The sequence below is a fragment of the Rathayibacter sp. VKM Ac-2803 genome, from assembly GCF_009807175.1.
Lineage (GTDB): Bacteria > Actinomycetota > Actinomycetes > Actinomycetales > Microbacteriaceae > Rathayibacter.
The window spans coordinates 92758-112751 of record NZ_WUCD01000001.1 but is presented as its reverse complement, the minus strand read 5'-3'; the positions used below and the strand labels follow the sequence as shown (position 1 = coordinate 112751).

Below are 19994 nucleotides of genomic sequence, written 5' to 3'. Positions count from 1 at the left end.
AGAGGGCCACGGACGCCCTACCGTGGGACGATGGCGACCACCGATACACCTTCTTCCGCCCCCGAGAGCGACACCGCTCCGGTGGCGGCAACCACTCCCGAGGCCGATTCCGCCCCCTCGCAGACCTTCTCCGACCTCGGCCTGAGCGACCCCGTGCTCAAGGCGCTCAAGGAGGTCGGCTACGAGATCCCCTCGGCGATCCAGGCCGCGACGATCCCCTCCCTGCTCTCCGGCCGCGACGTCCTCGGCGTCGCGCAGACCGGAACCGGCAAGACGGCCGCGTTCGCGCTGCCGATCCTGTCGCGCCTCGACCTCTCGCAGAAGACCCCGCAGGCCCTCGTCCTCGCGCCCACGCGCGAGCTCGCGCTGCAGGTCTGCGAGGCGTTCGAGCGCTACGCGTCGGGCCTGCGCGGCGTCCACGTGCTCCCCGTCTACGGCGGCCAGGGCTACGGCACGCAGCTCTCCGCGCTCCGCCGCGGCGTCCACGTCGTCGTCGGCACGCCCGGCCGCATCATGGACCACCTCGAGAAGGGCACGCTCGACCTCTCGCAGCTCAAGTTCCTGGTGCTCGACGAGGCCGACGAGATGCTGAAGATGGGCTTCGCGGAGGACGTCGAGACGATCCTCGCCGACACTCCGATCGAGAAGCAGATCGCGCTGTTCTCGGCGACGATGCCCGCTCAGATCCGCCGCATCTCGGGCAAGTACCTCAAGGAGCCCGAGGAGATCACGGTCAAGAACAAGACCACGACCTCCGTCAACACCACGCAGCGCTACCTGATGGTGTCGTACCCGCAGAAGGTCGACGCCCTCACGCGCATCCTCGAGGTCGAGAACTTCGAGGGCATGATCGTGTTCGTCCGCACCAAGAGCGAGACGGAGTCGCTGGCCGAGAAGCTGCGCGCCCGCGGCTACACCGCCGCCGCGATCAGCGGAGACGTGCAGCAGGCCCAGCGCGAGCGCACCGTCGAGCAGCTGAAGTCGGGCAAGCTCGACATCCTCGTCGCGACCGACGTGGCCGCCCGCGGTCTCGACGTCGAGCGGATCAGCCACGTCGTCAACTACGACATCCCGATCGACACCGAGTCGTACGTGCACCGCATCGGCCGCACGGGCCGTGCCGGGCGCAGCGGCGCGGCGATCAGCTTCGTCACGCCGCGCGAGCGCCGACTCCTCGTCGCGATCGAGAAGGCCACCCGCCAGCCGCTCACCGAGATGCGGATGCCGAGCGTCGAGGACGTCAACGTCACCCGCCTCTCGCGCTTCGACGACGCGATCACGGAGGCGCTCGCCGACCGCGAGCGGCTCGACCGGTTCCGCGAGATCATCGGCCACTACGTCGAGCACCACGACGTGGTCGAGTCGGACGTCGCCGCCGCGCTGGCGATCGTGGCGCAGGGCGAGGAGCCCCTGCTGCTCTCGCCCGACGACCCGCGCTTCGCCCGTCGCGAGCGCGACGATCGCAGCGACAGCCGCCCGGACCGCGGCGACGACCGGGGCGAGCGCCCCGAGCGCCGTCAGCGCTCGTCGAACAGCAACCTCGCGTCGTACCGTATCGAGGTCGGCCGCCGCCAGCGCGTCGAGCCCCGCCAGATCGTGGGCGCGCTCGCGAACGAGGGCGGCCTCAACCGCGGCGACTTCGGGCACATCGACATCCGCCCGCACTTCTCGATCGTCGAGCTGCCCGCGAACCTCCCGCAGGACGTGCTCGACCGCCTCGCCGACACCCGGATCAGCGGTCAGCTCATCGAGCTGAAGCCCGACCGTCGCCCGAGCCGCGCCGGTGCCGACCGCGGCGGCCGCCCCTCGGGCCCGTCGCGCTCCACCGACCGCCCGGAGCGCAAGCCGCGCTACTGACGCGAGAGAGGCCGGACGCCACGGGTTCCCCCGAGGCGTCCGGCCTTCTGCGTGCGCTCAGCGGCGCAGTACGCGGCGGGCCAGCACGTTGCCGAGCAGCTGCACGACCTGCACGATCACGATGATGACGAGCACGGCCGCCCACGTCACCACGGGCTCGAACTGGCGGTAGCCGTACTGGATCGCGAACGTGCCCAGCCCGCCGGCGCCGATGTACCCGGCGACGGCCGACATGTCGACGATCGCGACGAAGACGAACGTGTAGCCGAGGATCAGCGGCCCGAGCGCCTCGGGCAGCAGCACCGTGCGCACGATCCGGAGTCGGCTCGCGCCGACCGAGCGTGCGGCCTCGATCACGCCGGGCCCGACGGTGAGCAGGTTCTGCTCGACGATCCGTCCGATGCCGAAGGCCGCGGCGAGCGACAGCGTGAACACGATCGCGTCGGTGCCGATGCCCGAGCCGACGACGAGGCGCGCGAGGGGCTGCGCCGCCGCGATGAAGATGATGAACGGGATCGGCCGGAAGACGTTCACGATCACGTTCAGCAGCCCGTGCACGAAGCGGTTCGCGAAGAGCGCACCGCCGCGGGTGAGCGCGAGGCCGAGCCCGATCAGCAGGCCGCCGAGCCCGCCGAACAGGAGACTCAGCGCGACGATGTAGAGCGTCTGACCGGTCGCCTCGCCGAGCTTGGGCAGCAGGGGGATCAGCGCGTCCATCGGGGCACCTCCGTGACGGTGATGCGGCCGCCGAGGCGGGCCAGCAGGGGCTCGACGGTGTCGTCGGGGGCGTCGAGCGCGACCGTGAGGTGGCCGAAGGCGCGACCGCGGACGTCCGTGATGCCTCCGTAGACCAGCTCGAGCGGCACGCCGGCGCGCGCGATCTCGGCGAAGACGTCGCCCTGCGAGGCGGAGTCGTCCGAGAACGACAGCGTGACCAGCCGGCCGCGGTGCCGCTCGCGCAGCACCGCGGCCTCGGCAGCGGACGGGATCGAGCGGACCACGGTGGAGACGAACCGCTGGGTGACGGGCTGCTGCGGGGCCGAGAAGACGTCGAAGACGGGGCCGCGCTCGACGATGCGGCCCGCCTCCATCACGGCGACCTTCGTCGCGAGCTGCTGCACCACGTCCATCTCGTGCGTGATGACGACGATGGTGACGCCGAGCTCCTCGTTGATGCGTCTGAGCAGCGCCAACACCTCGCCCGTCGTGTCGGGGTCGAGGGCGCTGGTCGCCTCATCGGCGAGGAGGATGCGCGGCGACGCCGCGAGGGCGCGCGCGATGCCGACGCGCTGCTTCTGGCCGCCCGAGAGCTGCTCCGGGTGGCTGCGCGCCTTCTCCGTGAGACCGACGAACGCCAGCATCTCGTCGACCCGGGCGCGCAGCTCGGCCCGCGGCGTGCCGGCGACCTGCAGCGGGTAGGCGACGTTCTGCCAGACGGTCTTGGAGCCGAAGAGGTTGAACTGCTGGAAGATCATGCCGATCCCCAGGCGCAGGCGCCGCAGCTCGCGCTCGGGGAGGCCCACGATCTCGCGACCGTCGATCTCGATGCTGCCGCTCGTCGCGGGCTCCAGGGCGTTGACGAGGCGCGCGAGCGTGCTCTTGCCGGCGCCCGAGTAGCCGATGACGCCGTAGACGTCGCCCGCCTCGATGTCGAGACTGACGCCGTCCACGGCGACGGCGCTCGCGCCGCCGCGCGACGTCGGCGGGTAGGTCTTGCTCACGTCGGTGAGCCTGATGAGGGCCACGGCGCTCAGCCGGCCTGGGCGGCGGTGTCCTTCTCGACGGTCTCGAGAGTCGACTGCAGCTCGTCGGCCGGAGTCGTCACGAAGATCGCGGTGCCGCCTGACTGCTCGGAGACTCCGTCGAGCACCGCCTGCGTCGTCTGGTAGATGTCGACGAGCTTCTCGTACGTCTCGTCGTCCGCATCCTCGGAGCGCGCCGCGAAGACGTTGACGTAGGGGATCGCGTTCGGGTCGCTCGGGTCGTCCTCGGCGATCGCGTCGGAGGCGGCGAGTCCGGCGCCCTCGAGGTAGTCGTTGTTGACGATCGCGGCGGCCACGTCGGGCAGCGAGGTGGCCGTCAGCGCGGCGTCGAGCGCCGTGACCTCGACCTTCGACTCGGCGGTGTCGACGTCGTCGATGCTCGAGAGGATGCTTCCGCCGTCCTTCAGCTCGACCAGCCCGGCCGACTGGAGCACGAGGAGTCCGCGCGCCTGGTTGCTCTCGTCGTCGGGCACGGCGACGGTGGCGCCCTCGGGGATGTCGTCGACGCTGTCGTACTGCGTCGAGTAGAGGCCGAGCGGGTAGATCGCCGTCGCGCCGATCGGCACGAGGTCGGCGTCGGCCGAGGTGTTGTACTGCGACAGGTAGACCAGGTGCTGGAACTGGTTCAGGTCGATCTCGCCCTCGCTCAGCGCCGGGTTGGGCTGGTTGTAGTCGGTGAAGTCGACGATCTCGACGTCGATGCCGGCGTCTTCCGCAGCCTTCTCGTAGGTGGCCCAGTAGGGGTCGCTCGCGCCGACGACGCCGATGCGGACGGTGTCGTCGGCGCCGGACGCGGCGGACGAGCAGCCGGCGAGGAGGAGAGCCGAAGCGGTGATCGCGGTGGTCGCGAGGAGGGTGCTGCGCAGGGACATGCTGTGGTGGATCCTTCCGTGGAGAGGATCCGTGCGTCACCCGGGCGGTCATCGGTCACCGCCGGCGCTGCGACCGGCCTCCGGTCGCACGTCGCCGCGACTGCGCGGATCCCGGAGGCCAACCTACGCAGGCGCGCGACGGCGCACGAAACATGCCCGTAACACGGCGACTCGGAGGGTCAGCCGGCGAGCGACTCCGCCGCGGCCTCGTGGCGCGCGAGACGCGTCGCGATCGCGTCGCGCTCGGCGCGGAGCGAGGCGATGGTCGGCGGATCCAGGCGCGGGTCGGCGATGTCGGCGAGCGGACTGGCCGTGCCGGTGCGGGCGGAGACGAGGGCGGAGTAGGCCTTCGCCGCGCTGCGCAGGTCGGCGGCGGCCCGCTCGACCTTCCGCTGGCTCGCCTCCTTGTCGGTGACGAGAGCGGCGTGCTTGTCGAGTGCCGTTATCAGTGCGCGGTGGGCGGCGTCAATCTTCTTGCTCATAGGCGCATTATGACGCAGGCCCGCCTCAGCAGGCGAGTGCCCGATCAGGGGGACCACCACCGGGTGGCGGTGATCCCCGTTCGGTGACCGCTAGGCGCGGCGGCGGCGGGTGACCAGCAGAGCCAGGCCGCCCAGGATGCCGAAGGCGGCCAGGGCGAGCGGGCCGCTCGGCGAGACGCCGGTCGCGGCGAGAGCGGGTGCGTCGCCCCCGACCGTGGCGGCTCCTCCGCGTGCCGCTGCCGCCTCGGCGGCGGAGCAGTCGGCGGTCTCGGCGATCTGGTCGTCCTCGGTCAGCGAGTAGTCGTACGAGGTGCTGGCCGTGCGACCGCTCGACTCGCCGAGCGCGACGACGCAGTAGACCTCGGCGCGCGGGTCGGCGAGCGGGTAGGCGCCGATCGCGATCGTGCTCCAGCCGACCGCGTCGGCGGCGTAGCGGAGGCGGGTGCCGCCGTCGGCGAGGCGCTGGCGCACTCCGTCGACCGAGTAGACGCTGACGGCGACGGACTCGCTCGCGCCGAAGCCCCAGACGGCGCCTCCGCTGGTGGGCTGGCCGTCGGCGGGAGCCGCCTCGGGGTAGGCGCCGACCGGCCAGATGCGCATGCCGGGGTCGGTGCGGACCTGGACGAGCGACGAGGTCGCCGTCCGACCGCTGGACGAGCCGACGGCGGTCACCGTGAAGGTGCCGAACTGGTCGGCCATCGTGCTCTCGTCCAGGCGCACGGAGGTCTCTCCGTAGAGCGGCTGGGGGTTCGCGGCGGGCGGTGACGAGACCGAGCCGTCGGGAGCCGTGAGGGTGATCGCGACCGCCTCGTCGCGGTCGAAGCCCTGGAGGACGGCGACGACTCCGAAGACCCGGAAGCCGGCGACGCCGACCTCTGCGCCGGCGGGGATCTCGGAGGCGTCCTCGGCCACGAGGAACGCCGCCGACGCGTCGGGCTGGGCGATGGCCAGCGGGACCGCGTTCGAGACGATCGGAGCGCCCGCGGCGTCGATGCCGTCGGCGACGACGGTGATCTGCTCGCCGGACCGGGGGAGGTGCGGGTCGATGTTCGTGCCGGCCGACGGGCCGTCGAGGAACAGCGGCAGCCAGTCGGTGAGCGTCGCCTCGCCGGTGGCGGACGCGACGACGGTGGTCCGGGCCTCCGCGGCCGGGCCGTCCATCATCGTGAAGACGACGACGGTGCCGGGAGCGAACCCGGTGGCGACGGCGTCGATGCCGCCGCCCCACCCCTCGGGGTTCCGGGCGGTGAGGGTTCCCGCGACGAAGGCGGTGCGCGGCAGGGACAGGACCGGGGCCGCGGCGGCGGGCGCAGCGGCGGGCGCCGGCTCGGGAGTCGCGGTGGGGGTCGCGGTCGGAGCCGGTGTGTCGGTCGGAGTCGCGGTCGGCGTCGGTGTCGGCGTCGCGGTCTCGGTCGGCGTCGGCGTCGGCGTCACGGTCTCGGTCGGCGTCGCGGTCGGTGCGTGTGTGGCGGTGGCGGTGGCTGTCGGCTCCGCGACGGTGGCCGCGGTGAGCTCGGTCGCGGTCGCGGCTGACGGGAACGCGAGTGCTCCCAGCAGTGCGGCGGTGGTGATGACGGTGGCGCTGCGGCGCCGTCGCGCTGTACGCACGAGTCCTACTCTCTCCGGGGCGCTGCACGCGCGCCCGGCTTCCCCCTGGATCGGGGGCGATGCGCCCCCCAGTGCTGATCCTGGCGGAAGCCGGGCACGCCGCGGCGGCGGCAGTGCAACGAATTCATCTCGGAAGCTCCACAACTGTCGAGAAGGCACTCGGAGAGGGGGTCGCCGCCGCCGATCGCGGCATGCTGGAGGGATGACGACCACCGACGCACCCCGACCCTCCGAGCGCCGAGCGCGCAGCCAGCACGTCCTCACGGTGCTCGAGACCGAGCGGCTCACCGAGCACCTCGTGCGCGTGCACCTCGGCGGCGACGGCTTCGACGCCTTCGTGGCCGAGGCCGACCCGGCGCGCCTCGCCGCGACCGACCGCTACGTGAAGCTCCTCCTCCCGCAGCCGGGCACGGGACTCGAGCCGCCGTTCGACCTCGACGCCCTGCGCGGCAGCGTCCCGCCAGAGGAGCTGCCGGTGCGCCGCACCTACACGGTGCGCTCGATCGGCGAGCGGAGCATCGCCGTCGACTTCGTCGTGCACGGGGACGAGGGGGTCGCCGGTCCGTGGGCCGCGGCCGCCCGGCCCGGCGACCGTCTCGCGATGTCGGCGCCCGGAGGCGCGTGGGCGCCGCGCACGGACCCGGCGGTCGCGCACCTCCTCCTCGGCGACGACTCGGCACTGCCGGCGATCGCCTCGGCCCTGGAGGCGATGCCCGCCGCGGCCCGCGGGCTCGCGCTGATCGAGGTCGGCGGGGCGGCGGACGAGGTACCGCTTCCGTCGGCGGCGGGCATCGAGATCCGCTGGCTGCATCGCGGGGGCCTCGACGCGGGTCGTGCGCTTGTGGCGGCGGTGCGTGCGGAGGCTCGTCCCGAGGGGCCCGTCGAGGTCTTCGCGCACGGGGAGCGGACGGCCATGAAGGAGCTGCGGGCGATCCTCCAGGACGACTGGGGGATCGAGCGCTCGGCGCTCTCGCTGTCGGCCTACTGGGCTCGGGGACGCGCGGAGGACCGCTTCCAGGCCGAGAAGCGCGAGCCGGTCGGGGCGATCTTCGCGGACTGACACGACGCAGGCCCGCCACCCCTCGGGGCGGCGGGCCTGCGTCGTGCCGGATCAGACGCGCTTGATCGAGATCGTCGCGCTGGTCCCGGTGTTGCCGGCCGCGTCGACGGCCTTGGCGGTCACCGGGTAGGTGCCCGCGGCGAAGCCCGAGGTGTTCATCGTGAACAGCCAGCTGCCGTCGGCCGCGGGGCCCGCCTCACCGAGCTTCGTCGTGCCGACCCAGTAGCTGACTCCGGTGACGCCGACGTTGTCCGAGGCGCGGGTCACGAAGGTGACGGTGCCCGAGACGGAGGCGCCGGAGACCGGCGAGACGATCGCGACGGTCGGCCGGGTCGTGTCGGCCGGGGCCGGAGTGGCCGTCGGGGTCGGGGTCGCGGTGGGGGTCGGAGTCGCGGTGGGGGTGGCGGTCGGAGTCGCGGTGGGCGTAGCCGTGGGGGTGGCGGTCGGCGTCGGCGCGGGCGTCGCGGTCGGCGTCGCCGTGGGTGTCGCCGTGGGCGTCGGGGTCGGTGCGGTCACTCCGCCGAACTGGTCGGCGCCCGCGGTGCGGCTGCCCATGGTCTGGCCGTCGATGTCGGTCCGGGCGCCGGTGGTCGAGCCCCATCCGGCGATCTGCGTCTGCGCCGCGTTCAGCACGTGCAGATCACCGGTCGCCGCGGAGACGAGGGCCGGCGCGCCCTGCACGTTGCCCTGCTGGTTGAGCAGCGAGGGGGTCTTGCAGAGCTTGACGTTCCAGTTCTCGACGATCGTGTTCGTCATCGGGCTGGTGCACGAGGAGAGGTAGCTGACGATGTTGCGGTCGAAGACGGTGTTCTTCGCCCCGCCGACGCGCAGCGCCCCGCTCTCGAACGTGTTGTTGCGGATGTAGATGCCGTCGGCCGACGCCTCGCGGAAGTCGGCGGACGAGCCTCCGCGGCAGTCGTCCGTGATCACGATGCAGCCCGACACGAAGTTCGACTCGACCGTGATGTCGCTCATCCCGTCGCCGCCGCCCGGCGAGAAGATGATGCCCGCGTTGTAGCAGTTGCTCAGGCTGTTGCCGCGGAGCGTGACGTCGTTGCTCTCGAAGACCTGGATGCAGTCGGCGTGCAGGCCGTTGTCGAGGTTCTGGTCGAAGTTCCGCACGACGTTGCCCTCGATCAGCCCGTTGTCCGTGCCGCCGACCTGGATGCCGTCGATCGACGAGCCGTTCTCGAAGAGGGAGTCGCGGACCACGACGTTCGCGCTGCGCACGAAGATCCCGGAGCCGTCGATGTGCATCCGGTTGACCGTGATGCCCGAACCGTAGGTGTAGAAGGTGCTCTTCGAGAAGATGTCGTTCCAGACCGTGTTGGGCGTATAGACCTTCGTCGAGCCGAGCACGGGCGAGGCGCCCGGGGCCGGCTGCACGGTGACCGGTGCGGCGACGGTGGCCCTGCCGCCCTTGAGGTCGACCTTGGGGTAGGTGCCCGAGGTGAGGAGCACGGTGTCACCGGCGGCCGCGCTCTGCACGGCGGTGGCGAGGGAGCACGGGGCGGCCGAGCTGCAGAGCGTTCCGGTGCCGGTCGGGGAGGCGTAGCGGTTCGCGGCCGCGAAGCTGGGGGCCGCCGTGAAGAAGGCGGCGATCACCACCAGCAGGGCGGCGAGAGTCGCGCTGAGCGTTCGAGTCATGGGCGTGGGTCCAATCGGGGAAGGTGTGAGCGGGGACTCAGGAGTGGGAGAGGGGGATCTGGGGGCGGCGGTGCCGGGCCTTCGGGTGACGGTTCCGTACACTGGGCGCGCATGCCCCGCGGCGGCGACCGGCCGCAGCGGACAACGACGAGGACGGCTCCGACACGGGGCCGAGGACGGTGTCGCAGTGAGCGGAACGGTTTCGCGTGTTCGGACGATGCTCGGAGGGCTGCGCAAGCGCACGGCCCCGATGCTGAAGAGCCCGGCGGTGCTCTCGCTCGGTGCACGAGCGGTGTTCGTCGACGCGCCCCGGCTGCGCGGCGCGCGGAAGTCCGGAGCCTCGACGGGACGCGCGATCCTCATCGCGCCCCCCGGAGCCGGCAACATCGGCGACGCGGCGCTCGTCGGCGCGTTCCTCGAGAACGTCGCCGGTCCGATCACGGTCATCACGCGCTACCCGGGCGACATCCGCATCCCGGCCGACCAGGCCGACCGCGTCGAGATCGTCTCGCTGGGCACCCTGCTCTACGGCGGGCTGCCGAGCTTCGTCCGCGACCTGCGCCGCTTCCGTGCGATGCTCCCCGGTGCCGCCTCGGTGTCGATCGTCGGCGCCGACATCATGGACGGCGCCTACAACTTCCGCGCCTCGACCAGCCGCGCCGTGGTCGCCCGAAGCGCCGCCTCGGCCGGAGTGGACACCCGCGTCCTCGGCTTCAGCTGGAACGGGAAGGCGCACCCCGCGGCCCTCTCTCAGCTGCGCGAGGCCGATCGCGCCGGCGCGACGCTGTTCCTCCGCGACCCGCTCTCGGTCGAGCGCGCCCGCCGCGACGGACTCGACGCGCAGGCGTCCGCCGACATCGTCTTCTCGGCCCGCTCGATCGACTCTCAGCGCGCGCAGACCGAGCTCGACGCCCTCGACACCGCCGGCGGCGTCGCGATCGTGAACGTCTCCGGTCTGATCGACACAGACCAGACCGGCGCCTACGTCGAGATCATCGGCGGGCTGCGCGAGCGCGGCTTCGCGATCGTCCTGCTGCCGCACGTGATCAAGAACGGACCCGACGACCTCGCGGCCTGCCGCAAGGTCTACGCCGCGCTGCCCGACACCGCGCAGGTCGCCTTCGTCGAGGACGTCCTGACCCCGGCCGAGGTCCGCGGCTTCACCGAGCGCGCGACCGTGACCGTCACCGGCCGGATGCACCTCGCGATCATGTCGCTGATGAAGGGCGTCCCCGCGATCACCCTCGCCACGCAGGGCAAGGTCGAGGGCCTGATGGCGATGTTCGAGCTGCCCTACCTCTGCGTCGAGCCCGGCGCCGGGCTCGCGGGCCGCGTCGGCGACGCGCTCGAGCGGGTGCTGTCGGACCGCGAGGCCGTCTCGGCCGCGATCCGCGCGAAGCTGCCCGCCGTGCAGGAGCTCAGCGCCGCCAACTTCCGCGGCCTGCCGCGCGCCTGAGCGCCGGCGGGGCTTCGCGGCGGTCAGCGGCACGGGGCGTCCTTCGGGGGCGTCGGGGTCTGGGGCGCAACCCTCACGCGACCGCGCCTCCGCGAGGAGCCGGGTCGCCTGGGCGACGGCCGGAGAGGACCCCGGCGTTCTCCGAGCGACACTATGTGCGGACCTCGAACACGCGTTCGTGATGAGGGTTCCTCCGCCCGGGTGCGCCCCATGCCGGGGCGAGGACCGGGTACGCCGCGCCGTGCACCCGCCCGAACGCGACTCGGGCGCCTCGAACGCACCTCTGAGGTGCGTCAGCGGGCGCGCTCAGACCAGGCGGCGGCCGCTGAAGCGGTCGATCGGGGCGTCGCGGCGCATGGCGCGCTCGTACATGCGGTGCAGCGGCTCCGTCAGCACGCCGTTCGTGCGGTCGAGCGAGTCCTGCCAGGCGACGATCTCGCCGAGCTGCGCGGCGAGGTCGGCCCGGAGCGCCGCCTCGTCGACCGTGGTCGAGCGCCCGCCCGCCACGACGATCCGCCCGGCCACGATCACCGCGTCGATCGACGAGCCGTTCTCGGAGTACACCAGCTGGTTCTCGAGTCGCTGGCGCGGAGTGAAGTTCAGCGTCTCGAGGTCGAAGACCACGAGGTCGGCCTGCTTGCCGACCTCGATGCTGCCGGTGACGCTGTCGAGCACGGCGCTGCGCGCGCCTCCGATCGTCCCCGCGGTGAGCACCTCCGCCACCGTCGGCCACGTCGCGATGCCGGGGTCGGTCACCTTGTGCAGCAGCGCCGCGGCCTTCACCACGTCGAGCATCCGCGGGGAGTCGCTGCTCGAGCAGCCGTCGGTGCCCAGGCCCAGGTTCACGCCCGCGTCGTGCAGCGCCCGCCACGGCGCGATGCCCGAGCCGAGCTTGAGGTTCGAGATCGGGTTGTGCGAGATCGAGGTGCCGGCCGCCGCCACGCGGTCCATGTCGGAGTCGGTCAGCCAGATCCCGTGCGCGAACGTCGTGTTGGTCGAGAGCGCGCCGATCCGCTCCATGTACTCGACCAGGGTCGAGCCGTGGAACTCCTCGCCCGTCACCAGCTGCGTCTTGGTCTCGAGCACGTGGATGTGGCACTCGGCGCCGTGCTCGAGCGCGAGCTCGGTCGCCCCGGTCAGCAGCTCGGGCCCGCAGCGCTGGGGCGCCGAGGGAGCGACCATGTAGCGGAGCCGCCCGCCGGCGCGACCGTGCTGGGTCGCGAACGCCTCGCGGCTGAACGCGAGGTACCCCTCCGTCGTCGGTCGCGCGGCCGAGCGCACAGAGTCGAGGATCTCGGCGGGCAGGTACTCCTCGACGAACGGCATCGTCTCGTAGAACGGCTTGCTGATCACGTGCCCCGAGATGTTCGCCCGGATCCCGATCTCGTCGTACGCGTCGAAGACCGCCGCGAGCTGCTCCGCGTCCTGGTCCGGGTTCTCGAGCACGTCGTCGACGAGCGTCGTGACCCCGGCCTTCAGCGACTCCAGCGCGAACAGCGACGACCGCAGCTTCACGAGATCCGGAGCGACGCGGCTGTTCCCGAGGATCGGGTACGACAGCAGCATCCACAGCTCCAGGGGCAGGTTGTCGTAGCGCCCCTTGTAGAGGTACTCCCACGAGTGGGTGTGCGCGTTGACGAAGCCGGGAGTCACCAGCCGGTCGCGGCCGTCGATGATCTCGTCGCCCGGCTCGGGCGAGAGGCCCGGGCCGATCGCGGTGATGACGTCGTCGACGATGCGGATGCTCGCCGTGATCGGGACGGCGCCCGAGACCGGGTCCATGGTGATGACGGAGGCGTCGGTGATGAGGAGGGGCATGGCGGTTCCGTTCGTGGTGCGCGGGTGCTGGGGTGCGGCGGTGAGGAGGTGCGGTCAGCGGCGGGCGGGCTCGGGCTGCGCGGCGGGCGCGGCGGCCTCCCGGCGCTCGACCCAGGCGGCGGCGTCGCCGCGCCCGAGGAGGAGGTAGGCGACTCCGGCCGACACGCCGCCGGCGAGCCACGACACGTCGATGCCGCCGAGAGCCGTCGCCGCGGGGCCCTGGAGGGCCGGCACCGAGCCGTTCATGAACAGCCAGGTCAGCGTCGCGCCGATCGCGAACGAGAGCAGCGCGCGCCAGCGGACATCCGGCAGCAGCGGCGAGCCGACCGGGGCGAAGAGGTGCCCGAACGAGCGCACGCGCGGCTCGAACACCGCGTAGTGCACGAGCACGATCGCGCCCCACGGAGCGACCCAGCCGACCAGGCCCACGAGCCAGGCGTCGAGGGTCGTCGCCAGGTCGTCCTGGAAGATGAAGAAGACCGCCGCGATGAAGGCGAGCACGCCGACGATCAGGCTCAGCGCGCGCCGGCCGAGCCGGATGTCGAGGGCCTGGGTGGCCATGCCGAACGAGTAGATGTTGAGCACGTTCGTCGCGATCGGGCCGTGCACCACGAGCAGCAGCACCGGGATCGCGAGGGCGCCGAAGTTCTCGACGATCAGCTGGCCGGGGTCGACCGAGCCGTTCTTGGTGGCGAGGGTCGCGCCGAGCACGCCCAGCCAGACGACGGGGATGAACTGGCCGAGGACGCTGGCGAAGTAGAGCTTGCGCTTCGAGGCCGTGGGGCTGACGAAGCGGGAGTAGTCGCCGGCGTAGGCCAGCCAGGTGAGGCCCCAGCCGATGCCGATCGCGGTCATGACGATCGACATGGCGGCGAGGCGGTCGCCTCCGGTCAGGGCGCCCTCTGCGGGGCCGGCGTACGACCAGTCGATGTCGAGGAAGAACCAGGCCACGATCGACATGAGCGCGAGCACCAGGAGGGTCGGCGGCACGGTCCAGCGCTCGAACGCCGCGATCGCGCGGTAGCCGAGGAACGAGATCGCGACCTGGATCGCCATGATCACGGCGGCGACGGCGATCTTCCAGCCAATGTTCGCGTCCTCCGGATCGACGATCCCGACGGAGCCGAGCAGCGCGATCACCAGGTCGAGGACGATCCAGGTGTTGATCGCGCACCAGCCGATGACGACGACGGCCTGGATGGCGGCGGGCGCGTAGTTGCCGCGGCGCCCGAAGACGGAGCGGCCGACCAGCATGCCGGTCGCTCCGGTGCGCTGGCCGAGCAGGACGAAGAAGCCGAAGACGGCCATGCCGACGACGTTGCCGAGGACCAGGACGGTGATCGTGTCCCACAGGCCGAGGCCCATGTTGACGCCGAGCGCGCCGAGCACCCAGTTGATCGGGGCGATGTTGGCGCCCGCCCAGATCCAGAACTGGCCGTCGAGGCGGGCGGTGCGGCGGGAGTCGGGGAGCGGCGTGAGCGCGTCCTCGGTGTCGTGCAGGGCGTCGGTGCTCATGGCGGTTCCTCTCGAAGGGGCGTGAGGTGGGGGCGGCGGGGGTGCGGGTCCACTCTCGTTCCGCACCGTTTCGCCGGGCGCGCCACCGTGTAAATTCGCGGTGACGCGAGAGGACGTTCTGTATGGCCTACCTGCTCGCGGACGCGCTCCGCGACCCCCTCCTCTCGGCCTCGCTGCCCGAGGTCGTCGCCGGGGGCGCCTCGGCCGATCGGGCGCTGATCCGCTGGGCGCACGCGAGCGAGCAGCTCGACATCGCCCCCCTCCTCCTGGGTGGCGAGCTGCTGCTGATGGAGGGCGCGCTCCTCTCGACCGACCAGGACCCCGCGGAGTGCCGGCGCTACGTGGAATCCCTGGTCGAGGCTCGCGTCGGGGCGCTCGCCGTCGAGCTCTCGCCGCGACTGCCCGCAGTGCCGGCGCCGATCGTGGCCGCCGCCGACGAGCGGGGCCTCCCGGTGATCGCCCTCTCGCGCCGGGTGCCGTTCGTGCAGGTCTGCGAGAGCATCAACACGCACCTCACCGAGCAGAAGTTCCGGAGCCTCCGGCTGGCGGACAGACTGTCCGCCCTGCTCAGCGACGCAGCCGCCGCCGACGCGGGCATCGGCGAGCTGCTCCGCGTGGTCTCGACCGCGACCGGCGCCTCCGCCTCGCTGGTCTCGCTCACGGGGGAGGAGATCGCGCGCGCCTCGCCGGGGCGCGGGGTCGACGACGCGCCGACGGCCGGCACCTTCTCGAACGTGCTGCGGTCGGGCGACTCGCTGCTCGGGACGCTGCACCTGCGCGCCCACGAGGCCGCCGATCTGCACTCGGTCGCCGTCGCGCTCGATCGCGCGCCGGACGTGCTGGCGATCGCGCTGCTGCGGCACCGTCCGCCGTCGGTCACCGAGCGGCTCACCGCGCAGCTGTTCACCGTCGCGACGGCCGAGCAGTCGCGGGCGGAGGCTGCGGCCGACCTGCAGATCGACGCCTTCCTGGGCAGGCTGGGTGCCTCCTCGCGCGAGCGCTACCTCGGGGTGTGGGCCGACACCGGGCACGACGACCGCGTGCTCCGCGCCCTCCGCGAGCTGCTCGGGGGCGTCGGAGCCGACCCCGGGCCGGTGCTCTGCGTGGTCGGCGCCGAGGTCCTGGCGCTGCTGCCGTTCGGCGGGGCGGCCGCGATGGAGGAGGGGCGCGCGACCCTCCTCGACCGCGGGGCGGCGCTCGGCGGCGGGTCCGGTGCCCTGGTCTGCGTCGGCAGCGGGCTCGGCGACCAGCGGCGGGTCCAGCGCGAGCTGTCGGAGGTGCGGGGCGTCCGCGACTGGGCGCCGGCGGGCGGCGGAGTGGTCGACTCCCGCCAGCACCGCCTGGCGCGCTTCGCGAGCTCGCTGCACGGAGACGTCGAGGCCGACGACCTGATCGAGGAGGTGCTCGGGGCGCTGCGGGACGACCAGCTCGTCACCCTCGAGGCGTTCGCCTCGCACTGGGGGAGCAAGACCGCGACCGCCGCCGCTCTCGGCATCGGCCGCCAGACGCTCTACGACCGCCTCGACCGGATCGAGTCGCTGATCGGCCCGCTCGACTCGTCCCCGGCGCGCACCCGCGTCGTCATGACCGCGGTCTTCCTGGACCAAGCCCGCGCGGCGCTGCCCCCGACCGCGCCGGCGCCCCGCCGCGCGTTCCCGCCGCCGTCTTCCCTACCCACCACTCAAAAGTTGCGGTAGTCGAGCGCGAGTACCGCAACTTTCGGAGTGTGGAAGGTTTCACCTGCGCGAGGTCAGGGTGAGGCGCGTCGAGACGCCAGAAGTCGTCGTAGTCGGTGCTCGAGCACGACGACTTCTGCGGAGTGATCCGGCGGTTCCGGCCAGGGCGCCCCATTCCTCAGAAGTTGCGGTAGTCGAGCGCGACTACCGCAACTTCTGGAGGGTGGGAGGTCTCGGTCAGGCCTCGTCGGCGGTGAGCTCGGTGTCGGTCTCGTCGGCGCGGTCGCGCAGGGCGTCGGCCATGGCGCCCGCGCCCTCGGAGCCGTGGTCCTGGTCGACCTGCTCGATGAGGCCGCTCAGCTTCTCGTCGTTGCTCGCGTCGTCGGCGCCGTCCATGACGGGCTGGTCCTGCTCGGGCTGGTTCTTCTCGCTCTGGCTCATCGTCGCCTCTCCGTGCGCCGGAGATCGGCCGCACGTCTCCGACGCTACGGATCGCGGGCGCCGGGCGCCGGAGGTTGACGCCGCGGCGATCACTCCTGCTTGATCAGCGTGACCGTCACCGGCGTGCTGTTCGCGGTGTTGCCGGCGGCGTCCGTCGCCCGGGCCGTCAGCGGGAACGTCCCGACGATTCCGACCGTGCTGGCGGTCAGCGACCAGGTCGACTCACCGGTCTGCACGGCGTCGCCGACCTTGAGCGTGCCCACGTAGAACGCGACGGCCGTCACTCCGGTGTCGTCGGTCGCCTCGACGCTCGCGGTCGTGATGCCCTTGATCACGGCGCCGTCGAGCGGCGAGGTGATCTCGACCGACGGTGCGGTCGTGTCCTCCTCGGGCGCCTCCGGCTGCGCCGGGCCGGTGGAGGTCGGAGTCGGCACGGGCGTCGTCGCGGTCGGCTTCGGCGTCGGAGTCGCGCTGGGCTCCTCGGTCGGCTCCGCAGTGGGCTCCGCCGTCGGGACGGCCGTGGGGGTGGTCGTCGCCGTCGTCGTCGGAGCAGGGGTCGGGGTGCCCGAGGAGCCGGCCGAGTCGGCGCCCGCGGTGGTCTTCGCGAAGGCCTGCCCGTCGATGTCCCTCGCGGCGGGAGCGCTCGAGCCCCAGCCGGCGATGACGGCGTCGTTCCCGCTGACGAGGTGCAGGTCGCCGCCGTCCTCGTCCACGAAGCGCGGCGAGCCCTGCACGTTGCCCTGCTGGTTCAGCAGCGCGGGAGCGGCGCACATCTTGGTGTTCCAGGTCGCGACGATCGTGTTGGTCATCGGGCTGTCGCACGCGGCGAGGTAGCTGACGATGTTGCGGTCGAAGGTCGTGTTCGCGGCCCCGCCGACGCGCAGCGAGCCGTCGACGAAGGTGTTGTTGCGGATCAGCAGGTCGCTGGCCGACGGCTCGCGGAAGTCGGCGGCCGAGCCTCCGCGGCACTGCGCCGTCTTGACGATGCAGCTCTGCACGAAGTTGGACTCGACGGTGATGTCGCTCATGCCGTCGCCCGCGCCCGGCGAGAAGATGATGCCCGCGTTGTAGCAGTTCGAGAGGTGGTTGCCGCGGATGGTGACGCCGTTGCTCTCGAAGACCTGCACGCAGTCGGCGTGCAGCCCGTTGTTCTTGTCCTGGTCGTAGTCGCGCACCGTGTTGTTCTCGATGAGCACGTCGGACGCGCCGCCGACCTGGATGCCGTCGATCGACGAGCCGTTCCGGAACGACGAGTCGCGGACGACCGCGCCGTCGTTGCGGACGAAGAGGCCGCCGCCGTCGAAGCTCGAGGACTCGACGGTCTGGTCGGCGCCGTAGAGGTAGAACGTCACCGCGACCGAGATCCTCGACCAGACCACGTGGGACACGTAGCTCTTGACCCGGTCGAACACCGGCGAGGCGCCGGGGGCGGGGGTCACGAGCAGGGGAGCGGCGGTCGTGGCCCTGCCGCCCTTGAGGTTCACGTCGGGGTAGGTGCCCGAGGTCAGCAGGACGGTGCTGCCGGCCGGCGCGTCCTGCACGCCGACGGCGAGGGTGCAGGGGGCGCTCTGGGTGCAGGTGGTCCCCGAGCCGGTGGGGGAGGTCCAGCGGTCGGCTCCGGCGGCGTTCGCCGCGGGGGCGACGAACAGCGTCGCGAGGAGGACGGAGAGCGCGAGGAGGACGGCACTCAGGGATCGGTGCGGCGAGAGTCTCGGGGGGAGGGCTCGGGACATGGCGGGGGATTCCGTTCGACTCGTGCTGGCGAGGGAGTCGCCCGGAGTCGGCAGGCCGCCCGGGGCCGGCCTCTCCTGAGGGAGGCGGCCCCGGGCGCGTACGGCGTTCCGGGCGGGCGGTGCGTCTGGTGGTCGTCGTGCGCTGCGGGCGATGCGGTGCCGTGGTCGCGGTCAGTCGGTGGCGGAGGAGATCAGTTCTTGATGACCAGGGTGATCGACGCGCTGGTGCCGATGTTGCCGGCGGCGTCGGTCGCCTTGGCGACGACGACGTAGGTCGCGTTGGGCCAGGTCTTGCTGTTGGCCGTCAGCGTCCAGGTGCCGTCGGCCTGCTTCACCGCGTTGCCGAGCTTGGTCGAGCCCGACCAGAAGGCGACCGAGGAGACCCCGACGTTGTCGCTGGCGTTGGCCACGAGGGTCACGGTGCCGGTGACGGTCGTCTGGCTGGCGGGTGAGACGATCTGCGCCTGCGGCTTGACGGTGTCGGTCCCCGCGGTGGGGGTCGCGGTGGCGGTCGGAGTGGCCGTCGGCTTGGGCGTCGCGGTCGCGGTGGGCGTCGGCGTCGCGGTGGGCGTCGGGGTCGCGGTGGGCGTCGGCGTCGCGGTCGGCTTCGGGGTCGCGGTAGCGGTCGGCGTGGCCGTGGGGGTCGCGGTGGGCGTGGCCGTGGCGGTGGGCGTGGCCGTCGGGGTGGGTGTCGGTGCGGTGACCGTGCCGGCCGGGACGGTGCTCACGCCGTAGCCGTAGTAGCGGCCGGAGACGGGCCTGGTCGGGTCGCCGGCGAAGGTGCGGCCGCGGTCGACCGTGGCCGACTTGGCCTGGGCGATCACCGTGCTGATGACCTGCGCGGGGGCCTTGCCGACGCAGGCTCCGCCGGAGGCGAGGCAGTCGAGGACGACACCGGAGGCGGCGGCCGTCGACATGCTCGTGCCGGTCTGGATGTAGGCGTAGGTGTTGCCCTTCTTCGTCGTGTACGGGCACGTGCCGGGGGCGGCGATGGTGTGCGCGGCGTCGGCGGTCGAGGCGAAGTTGCTGTTGATCGTGTAGTTGTCGTCCTTCGTCGTCACTCCGGAGCAGGGCACGGCTGCGAGCGAGCCGGGCTTGCCGTCGTAGTTGGCGAAGTTGGTGACGGCGAGCACCTCGTCGTAGGCGGCGGGGATGTAGCCCGCGAGGTCGGCGGTCGAGTTGCCGGCGGCGGACACGATGGTCACGCCCTTCGCGGCCAGGTCGCAGACCGACTGGTGGATCGCGTCGCCGTTCGTGCGGCCGCAGTTCTTGTCGTCGGCGCCGTTCGTGGCGAGCGACATGTTGACGACCTTGATGTTGTAGGTCGCGGCGTTCTGCGACACCCAGTCGAGGGCGCACATCAGGGTCGAGATCGTGCCCTTGTTGTTCGCGTCGAGGGCGCGGACCGAGTAGACCGGAGCACCGGGGGCGACGCCCACGGTCCCCGAGCCGTTGTCGAGAGCGGCCATGTAGCCGGACACGCCGGTGCCGTGGCCGTTGGCGTCGTCGGCGGTACCGGAGCCGAAGCAGTTGACCTGCTTGGCCAGGTTGTAGTCGGAGTGGCTGCTCACGCCGGAGTCGATGACCGCGACGGCGGGGCCGTTCCACGAGGTGACGCCGTCGCCGGCGAGCACGGGGGCCTTGTCGGCCTCGGCCGTGAGCACGTGCGAGGGGGTGGTCTGCGCAGCGCCGTCGACGACCTGGTCGGCGGGCGACAGTGCGAGGACGCGGCTGTCGGCGGCGAGGACCGCGTGCTGGCGGGCGGTGAGCGTCGCGGTGAACCCGGCGACGCCTCCGCCGTAGGACTGGTCGAGCGTGATGCCCAGTGCGCGCACGAGGCTGGTCGAGACCGCGCTGGAGTCGACGGTGACGACGTAGCGTCCGGCGTCGGCCGCCTGCGCGGGAGCGGCGGTGGCCAGCACTCCCGAGGCGATCAGTGCTGTCACAGCGGTGGCGGTCAGGAGGCGGCGCAGCCGTCCGGCGGGACGGAGCGACGAGGTGGAGCGAGAGGTCACGGAGGCCTGTGTGTTTCTGTGCGGCGGGGTGGGGCGATGGAGCGGAGCGGA

The 19994-nt window shown here is 72.4% G+C and carries 15 protein-coding genes; 4 read left to right on the top strand and 11 right to left on the bottom strand.

Features of this window, described 5'->3' with window-relative positions; all coding sequences use genetic code 11:
* The first annotated feature begins 30 nt into the window (after positions 1 to 30).
* Positions 31 to 1857, top strand: a complete 1827-nt coding sequence (locus tag GRS96_RS00520) for a DEAD/DEAH box helicase (protein ID WP_159987433.1) — start codon at positions 31 to 33, stop codon at positions 1855 to 1857.
* Positions 1858 to 1914: 57 nt separating this feature from the next.
* On the opposite strand, the gene GRS96_RS00515 is transcribed toward GRS96_RS00520, so the two are convergent.
* From GRS96_RS00515 to GRS96_RS00495, 5 genes are all read right to left on the bottom strand, one after another.
* Positions 1915 to 2574, bottom strand: a complete 660-nt coding sequence (locus tag GRS96_RS00515) for a methionine ABC transporter permease (protein WP_159855520.1) — start codon at positions 2572 to 2574, stop codon at positions 1915 to 1917.
* Positions 2562 to 3602: a methionine ABC transporter ATP-binding protein gene (locus GRS96_RS00510; protein WP_159987432.1), complete on the bottom strand. Its 1041-nt coding sequence runs from the start codon at positions 3600 to 3602 to the stop codon at positions 2562 to 2564. Before GRS96_RS00510 ends, GRS96_RS00515 begins: the two co-directional genes overlap by 13 nt.
* 5 nt (positions 3603 to 3607) lie before the next feature.
* Positions 3608 to 4492: a MetQ/NlpA family ABC transporter substrate-binding protein gene (locus GRS96_RS00505; RefSeq protein WP_159987431.1), complete on the bottom strand. Its 885-nt coding sequence runs from the start codon at positions 4490 to 4492 to the stop codon at positions 3608 to 3610.
* 179 nt (positions 4493 to 4671) lie between these two features.
* Positions 4672 to 4974 carry a hypothetical protein gene (locus tag GRS96_RS00500; RefSeq protein WP_159987430.1) on the bottom strand — a complete coding sequence of 101 codons (303 nt, stop codon included), beginning with the start codon at positions 4972 to 4974 and terminating at the stop codon, positions 4672 to 4674.
* A gap of 90 nt (positions 4975 to 5064) precedes the next feature.
* Entirely contained in the window at positions 5065 to 6582 is a 1518-nt protein-coding gene (locus tag GRS96_RS00495; protein WP_159987429.1) for an LPXTG cell wall anchor domain-containing protein, read from the bottom strand.
* Positions 6583 to 6784: 202 nt separating this feature from the next.
* Here GRS96_RS00495 and GRS96_RS00490 point away from each other — a divergent pair, with 202 nt between their 5' ends.
* Positions 6785 to 7642 carry a siderophore-interacting protein gene (locus GRS96_RS00490; protein ID WP_159987428.1) on the top strand — a complete coding sequence of 286 codons (858 nt, stop codon included), beginning with the start codon at positions 6785 to 6787 and terminating at the stop codon, positions 7640 to 7642.
* 51 nt (positions 7643 to 7693) lie between these two features.
* Here GRS96_RS00490 and GRS96_RS00485 read toward each other — a convergent pair whose 3' ends face one another.
* A complete protein-coding gene (locus tag GRS96_RS00485; RefSeq protein ID WP_159987427.1) occupies positions 7694 to 9289 on the bottom strand; it encodes an Ig-like domain-containing protein in 1596 nt (531 codons plus the stop codon).
* A 187-nt stretch (positions 9290 to 9476) separates the two neighbouring features.
* Here GRS96_RS00485 and GRS96_RS00480 point away from each other — a divergent pair, with 187 nt between their 5' ends.
* A complete protein-coding gene (locus GRS96_RS00480; protein ID WP_159855534.1) occupies positions 9477 to 10745 on the top strand; it encodes a polysaccharide pyruvyl transferase family protein in 1269 nt (422 codons plus the stop codon).
* A gap of 306 nt (positions 10746 to 11051) precedes the next feature.
* Here the strand turns inward: GRS96_RS00480 and GRS96_RS00475 are convergent, their stop codons facing one another.
* Both GRS96_RS00475 and GRS96_RS00470 read right to left on the bottom strand, forming a co-directional pair.
* Positions 11052 to 12563: an amidohydrolase family protein gene (locus GRS96_RS00475; protein WP_159987426.1), complete on the bottom strand. Its 1512-nt coding sequence runs from the start codon at positions 12561 to 12563 to the stop codon at positions 11052 to 11054.
* Between the two features lie 54 nt (positions 12564 to 12617).
* Positions 12618 to 14078, bottom strand: coding sequence for a purine-cytosine permease family protein (locus tag GRS96_RS00470; protein ID WP_159855538.1), 1461 nt, complete (start codon positions 14076 to 14078; stop codon positions 12618 to 12620).
* Between the two features lie 122 nt (positions 14079 to 14200).
* Between GRS96_RS00470 and GRS96_RS00465 the strand changes: the two genes are divergently transcribed.
* The gene (locus GRS96_RS00465; RefSeq protein ID WP_159987425.1) at positions 14201 to 15775 is read left to right on the top strand and encodes a PucR family transcriptional regulator; all 1575 of its coding nucleotides are present in this window, start codon (positions 14201 to 14203) and stop codon (positions 15773 to 15775) included.
* Between the two features lie 216 nt (positions 15776 to 15991).
* Here GRS96_RS00465 and GRS96_RS00460 read toward each other — a convergent pair whose 3' ends face one another.
* The 3 genes from GRS96_RS00460 to GRS96_RS00450 all read right to left on the bottom strand — a co-directional run bounded on the left by GRS96_RS00460 (position 15992) and on the right by GRS96_RS00450 (position 19943).
* Positions 15992 to 16195 (bottom strand): hypothetical protein, encoded by a 204-nt coding sequence (locus GRS96_RS00460; RefSeq protein WP_159987424.1) that lies wholly within the window; start codon positions 16193 to 16195, stop codon positions 15992 to 15994.
* An 89-nt stretch (positions 16196 to 16284) separates the two neighbouring features.
* Positions 16285 to 17928 carry a right-handed parallel beta-helix repeat-containing protein gene (locus GRS96_RS00455; RefSeq protein WP_159987423.1) on the bottom strand — a complete coding sequence of 548 codons (1644 nt, stop codon included), beginning with the start codon at positions 17926 to 17928 and terminating at the stop codon, positions 16285 to 16287.
* Between the two features lie 191 nt (positions 17929 to 18119).
* Positions 18120 to 19943, bottom strand: coding sequence for an Ig-like domain-containing protein (locus GRS96_RS00450; RefSeq protein ID WP_159987422.1), 1824 nt, complete (start codon positions 19941 to 19943; stop codon positions 18120 to 18122).
* Positions 19944 to 19994: the final 51 nt, after the last annotated feature.

What these genes read in the sequence shown, in the direction of transcription:
- GRS96_RS00460 (WP_159987424.1), bottom strand. Translation starts at nt 16,195, where the DNA reads ATGAGCCAGAGCGAGAAGAACCAGCCCGAGCAGGACCAGCCCGTCATG.
- GRS96_RS00465 (WP_159987425.1), top strand. Translation starts at nt 14,201, where the DNA reads ATGGCCTACCTGCTCGCGGACGCGCTCCGCGACCCCCTCCTCTCGGCC.
- GRS96_RS00485 (WP_159987427.1), bottom strand. Translation starts at nt 9,289, where the DNA reads ATGACTCGAACGCTCAGCGCGACTCTCGCCGCCCTGCTGGTGGTGATC.
- GRS96_RS00490 (WP_159987428.1), top strand. Translation starts at nt 6,785, where the DNA reads ATGACGACCACCGACGCACCCCGACCCTCCGAGCGCCGAGCGCGCAGC.
- GRS96_RS00470 (WP_159855538.1), bottom strand. Translation starts at nt 14,078, where the DNA reads ATGAGCACCGACGCCCTGCACGACACCGAGGACGCGCTCACGCCGCTC.
- GRS96_RS00475 (WP_159987426.1), bottom strand. Translation starts at nt 12,563, where the DNA reads ATGCCCCTCCTCATCACCGACGCCTCCGTCATCACCATGGACCCGGTC.
- GRS96_RS00515 (WP_159855520.1), bottom strand. Translation starts at nt 2,574, where the DNA reads ATGGACGCGCTGATCCCCCTGCTGCCCAAGCTCGGCGAGGCGACCGGT.
- GRS96_RS00505 (WP_159987431.1), bottom strand. Translation starts at nt 4,492, where the DNA reads ATGTCCCTGCGCAGCACCCTCCTCGCGACCACCGCGATCACCGCTTCG.
- GRS96_RS00500 (WP_159987430.1), bottom strand. Translation starts at nt 4,974, where the DNA reads ATGAGCAAGAAGATTGACGCCGCCCACCGCGCACTGATAACGGCACTC.
- GRS96_RS00455 (WP_159987423.1), bottom strand. Translation starts at nt 17,928, where the DNA reads ATGTCCCGAGCCCTCCCCCCGAGACTCTCGCCGCACCGATCCCTGAGT.
- GRS96_RS00520 (WP_159987433.1), top strand. Translation starts at nt 31, where the DNA reads ATGGCGACCACCGATACACCTTCTTCCGCCCCCGAGAGCGACACCGCT.